This is a genomic window from Kitasatospora sp. NPDC059803, from assembly GCF_042732255.1.
Classification (GTDB): Bacteria; Actinomycetota; Actinomycetes; order Streptomycetales; family Streptomycetaceae; genus Kitasatospora.
This window is the reverse complement of sequence record NZ_JBHWIJ010000113.1, coordinates 1-4,860: the sequence shown is the minus strand read 5'-3', so window position 1 is coordinate 4,860 and position 4,860 is coordinate 1. Positions and strand designations below refer to the sequence as shown.

Sequence of the window (4,860 nt, the reverse complement as noted above, 5' to 3'; positions counted from 1 at the left end):
GCGCCGCCCCCCCGCGGGGGGGGGGGGGGGGGGGGGGGGGGGGGGCCCCGCGGGGGGGGGGGGGGGGGGGGCGGGGCCCGCGGGGGGGGCCCCCCCCCCCCCGCCCGCCGCACCCCCCGCCGTGCCCGCCGCGCGGACCACTGCGTCCCCTGCCCGGACCACTGCGCCCCCCGCCCGGACCGCCGCCGTCTGCGGCGGCCACCCCGCAGCGGTGACCGCACGCACCCGGGCGGACGCATGAGCGCCGCCCCGGTCGCCGCCAGCGCCGAGCGGTTCCACGAGGCCTGGGCGCGACTGCTCTCCGCCGACCACGGCACGGCCGTCGACCCCGGGCTGCTCGGCCGCCTCACCGCCCGCACCGCCGCCCTGCTCCACCGCGCGCAGCTGGGCGAGCCGTTCGAGCCCCGGCTGGCCGAGCAGGCCGGCGCGGAACTGGTCGACGCGCACTTCACCGACCCGGTGGTGCTGGCCCGGGCGGTGGAACTGCTCCAGGTGCAGCCGCTCGGCGACGACCGCGGCCCGGCCCTGACCGGCGCCTTCGCGGCCGGCTGGGCCGCCGCCCTGCGCGAGCGCACGCTGCGGGAGCAGGAGGCGATCCGCACCGCCGCCGACACCGCCCGCAAGGAGGCCGAGCGGGCGCTGCGCGACTCCGAGGCCCGGTTCCGGGCGCTGTTCGAGAGCGCGGCCATCGGGATCGGCATCGGCGACACCGACGGCAACATCCTGGCGGTCAACAAGGCGCTCCAGGAGCTGTTCGGCGCGAGCCCGGAGGACATGACCGGCCGCCGGGTCGGCGACCTCGTCCACCCCGAGGACACCCCGGGCGTGTGGGAGGCGTACGAGGAGCTGATCAGCGGCAAGCGGGACTACTTCCAGTTCGACAAGCCGTACTACCGCCAGGACGGCGAGGTGGTCTGGACCCATCTGACCGTCTCGCTGATCCGCGACGACGACGGCGTCCCGCAGTACCAGGTCGCGATGCTGGAGGACGTCACCGACCGCTACCGGCTCCAGGAGCGGCTGCGCCACCAGGCCACCCACGACCCGCTGACCGGCCTGCCGAACCGGGCGGCCTTCTTCGAGCGGCTGGAGAAGCTGTTCGAGGATCCGGATCCGGGCGCCAGGTTCGGCCTCTGCTACGTCGACCTCGACGGCTTCAAGGTGGTCAACGACAGCCTCGGCCACGACACCGGGGACGAGCTGCTGTCCGCCGTGGCGGCCCGGCTGAAGGCCGCGCTCAACCCGCTCGGCCACCTGGTGGCCCGGCTCGGCGGCGACGAGTTCGTGGTGCTGCTGGAGAACTGCCGGGGCGAGCAGGAGGCCGTCGCGGCGGCGAAGACGGTGCTCAAGGCGCTGGCCGGGCCGGTGCTGATCGGCGACCACAAGCTGGCCGTGGGCGCGAGCGTCGGCGTGCTGGAGCGGCGGGTGTCCACCACCACCCCGGGCGCGGCCGTGCGGGCCGCCGACCTGACGCTGTACCGGGCCAAGGAGGCCGGCCGCGGCCGCTGGACACTGTTCGACCCCAAGGAGAACGCCCGCGCGGTCAGCCGTTACGCGGTGTCGGTGCGGATGCCGGCCGCCCTCGACCGGGGCGAGTTCTTCATCGACTACCAGCCGCTGTACGCGCTGGCGGACGGCCAGCTGGCCGCGGTGGAGGCGCTGGTGCGCTGGCGCCACCCGCAGCTCGGCGTGCTCGGCCCGGACGAGTTCGTGACCACTGCCGAGGAGACCGGGCTGATCATGCCGCTCGGCCGCTGGGTGCTGGAGCAGGCCTGTGGCCAGGCCGCGGACTGGGTCAAGCGGTTCGGCGACGCCGCGCCGCAGCTGAACGTCAACCTGGCGGTCCGCCAGGCGCGCAGCGCGGCGCTCGTCACCGACCTCGGCCGGATCCTGGATGCGACCGGACTCGATCCGGCCCGGCTGCAGCTGGAGATCACCGAGTCGACCGTGGTCGGGCCCGAGGACGAGGCGCTGCGCACCCTGCACGGGCTGGTGGACCTCGGCGTGTCGCTGGCCGTGGACGACTTCGGCACCGGCTGGTCCAACCTCGCGTACCTGCGCGACCTGCCGGTCTCCGGGCTGAAGATCGCCGGTTCCTTCGTCGGCGACCTGCACGACCCGGAGAAGGACGAGTCCACCGGGTGGCGGATCGTCAGCGGCCTGGTGTCGATGGCGCACGCGCTCGGGCTGACCGTCACCGCCGAGGGCGTGGAGACCCGCAAGGACGCCGAACGGCTGCGGACCATCGGCTGCGACTGGGCGCAGGGCTGGCACTTCGGTCGCCCGGTGCGGCCGGCCGAGATCGCCCGCCGGATCGCCGAGGAGCCCCGGGGACGCCCGGTCGGGGGCTGACGCGTCGGGGCCGTCAGGGGGTAGGGGCCGAGCAGGTGGGGAAGGCCCGCGGTGGCGTTCGGCGGCGGTCGTGCAACCGCTCGGTCGCGTTCCGGAAAATCGGCCAACACCACGGCCCACCATGCGGGATGATGGCGCGTCAAAATCACCACCCGGGGCCGTGTGGTGCGTGGCTACGGCCCCGCGCCGGCCCCGGGAAGCGGGGAGGAGAGCGCCGCCATGGCCACACCGGAGGATGCCGGCCCGGCCGACGACGACCGACGAGGCCCCTGGCCGGAGAGCGGCCCCGGGCCCCGGCCCGAGCCCTCGACCAGGGTGGACCGGCGGCCGTGGGGGCGGCGCCTCGGTGTCGTACCGGACCGGCCGTCCCGGCTCGGCGCCGTCCCGCGCACCCGGACGGACCCCGATGCCGCGACCGGGCGGGAGCCGGACGGCGGGGCCCGCTTCGACCCGGAGGCGCCGACCAGGGTCCAGCGGGCCGCGCCGGAGCGGGTCGACCCGGAGGCCCCGACCAAGGTCCAGCGGCGTGCGGGCACCGGGCGCGCCGCCGCCCCCGGCTGGGCCGACAACGTCGGCCCCGGGCCCAGTCGGAGCGGCGAGGGCCCCGTGGGCGGGGTGTCGAAGGGCGGGATACCGGAGGGTGGGATACCGGGGGGTGGGGTGTCGGAGAGTGCGGGGCCCACCGGCGGACGGTTCGCGGGCGCCTTCCCCGACGCCCTGCGCGGCCGCTTCGCCCCGCTCGGAGTGGCCGGCTCCGGAACCGAGGGCACCGTCTGGCACGTCCGGCGCACCGACGGCGGCGGCGAGGCCGCGGTGAAGGTGACGACCGCCGGCCACGCCATGGACGCCGACCTGCTCGGCTACCTGCGCAACGACGACTACCGCCGCCACGTCCCGCACATCGTCGCCTTCGGCCGGGTCGGCCACCACGGCGCCGAACTCGACTGGGTGGCCATGGAGTACCTGCCGGTCACCCTCGCCGACCACTTCGCCGAACTTCGCAAGCGCGGCCGGCACACCGACCGGCGGGAGGCCGAGCGGATCGTCTACGAGCTCGTCGCCCTGCTCGACTTCTGGCAACGGCGGATCGAGCGCAACCCGCTGGACTTCAAGCCGGCCAACGTCCTGGTCCGCCCCGGCCGCGAGCCCGGGGAGTTCGTGATAGCCGACTTCGGTGGTGTCGCCCGGCTCACCGCCAGCCGCCGCTTCACGCCCGAGACGATCGTCACCATCCCGTACATGGCCCCCGAGCTCCTGGCCGGCCGCAACCACGAGGCCGGGCCCTGGTGGGCGCTCGGCAACGTCCTGTACGAGCTGTTCACCGGCCGCCCCCGCTTCCTCGGCGCGGACGGCCTGCTGATCAGCGACGAGGTGCTGCAACTGGAACTGGTCCTGGGGGACGAGGTCGACCTCTCGGCCCTCGCCGACCCCCGCCAACTGCTGCTCCTTCAAGGGCTGTTCACCAAGAACCCGGAGGACCGCTGGACCGCCCCGCAGGTCCGCAGCTGGCTGGCCGGCGGCAGCCCCGCGGTGGTCCGGCGACAGGCCCGGGCCGACACCGGCCGCACCCACCGGCCGATCACCTTCTTCGGATCCCCCTTCACCGACCCGGCCAAGCTCGCCGAGGTCCTGCTCCGGCGCTCCGGCGACGCGGCCCGCTGGCTCTCCGCCGGGGGAGCGGAGCGGCTGCGCGACTGGTTGCGCGACGACGTCCAGGACAACGTCTTCGACCTGCACCACCTGACCGACGTCGCCCGGGCTCCCGGCTCCCGCCGCGACGCCGTGGCCGCCCTCGCGGTGCTCGCCTTCGGCGCCGCCTTCGCCCCCTCCGCCACCCCCTACTACCTCGACCGCCCGATCGACACCCCCGGGCTGGAACGCATCGCCACCGAACCGGACGGCGCCGCGTTCATCGACGCACTGGTCCGGGTCGGCGCCCCGGCCGTCGCCGCCCGCTACGACTGCTTCCACCCCGAGTGCTCCGGCGAACACTGCTCCCGACTGCTCGCCCTGGCCCAACTCCCGGACGTCCTGGCCGAAGTGGACCGTGCCGCCCGCACCGTCGGCGGCGGTCGGCGGGGCGGCGACGGGCTCAGCCCGCAGGAGCGCGAGGAGGCACACCGGTTAGTGGTGTGGCTGAGCGTGCGCCCCGAGGAACGCGACCGGCTGCTCGGCCGGCTCTCGCCGCTGCCCACCACCCTGCACCGGCTGCCGCTGCCCGAACGGGCGGCGGAGCTCGCCGCCCTGGTCGCGGCGGTGGTGGTGGACGCGGCCCTGGCCGCCGGCTCCGGGCTCCGCACGGCCGTACGCGCCACAGTGCGCCGGCCCGCGCCGGACCCGACCGCCGCGCCGGAGGCGGTCCGGCGCCGCTGGTCGGCGCTGCGGCGGCGGGCGGTGGGCGCCGACCCGGGGGACGACGCCGGGCGCGGGGCGGCGGGGGGGGGGGGCCCGGGGCGGGCCGGCCCGCGCGCCGGGGGGGGGGGGGGCGGCGGGGCGCGCGGGGGGCGC

The 4,860-nt window shown here is 76.6% G+C and carries 2 protein-coding genes; both read left to right on the top strand.

Annotated features, from left to right (window positions below; translation table 11 throughout):
- The first annotated feature begins 237 nt into the window (after window positions 1-237).
- Window positions 238-2,352 (top strand): putative bifunctional diguanylate cyclase/phosphodiesterase, encoded by a 2,115-nt coding sequence (locus ACFV6I_RS19410; RefSeq protein WP_380426560.1) that lies wholly within the window; start codon window positions 238-240, stop codon window positions 2,350-2,352.
- A 219-nt stretch (window positions 2,353-2,571) separates the two neighbouring features.
- Window positions 2,572-4,860 (top strand): hypothetical protein (locus ACFV6I_RS19405; RefSeq protein WP_380426558.1); only part of this gene is annotated, 2,289 nt, incomplete at its 3' end.

Bases quoted from the DNA above. Each gene is read 5' to 3' on its own strand.
- ACFV6I_RS19410 (WP_380426560.1), top strand. From the start codon at position 238: ATGAGCGCCGCCCCGGTCGCCGCCAGCGCCGAGCGGTTCCACGAGGCC.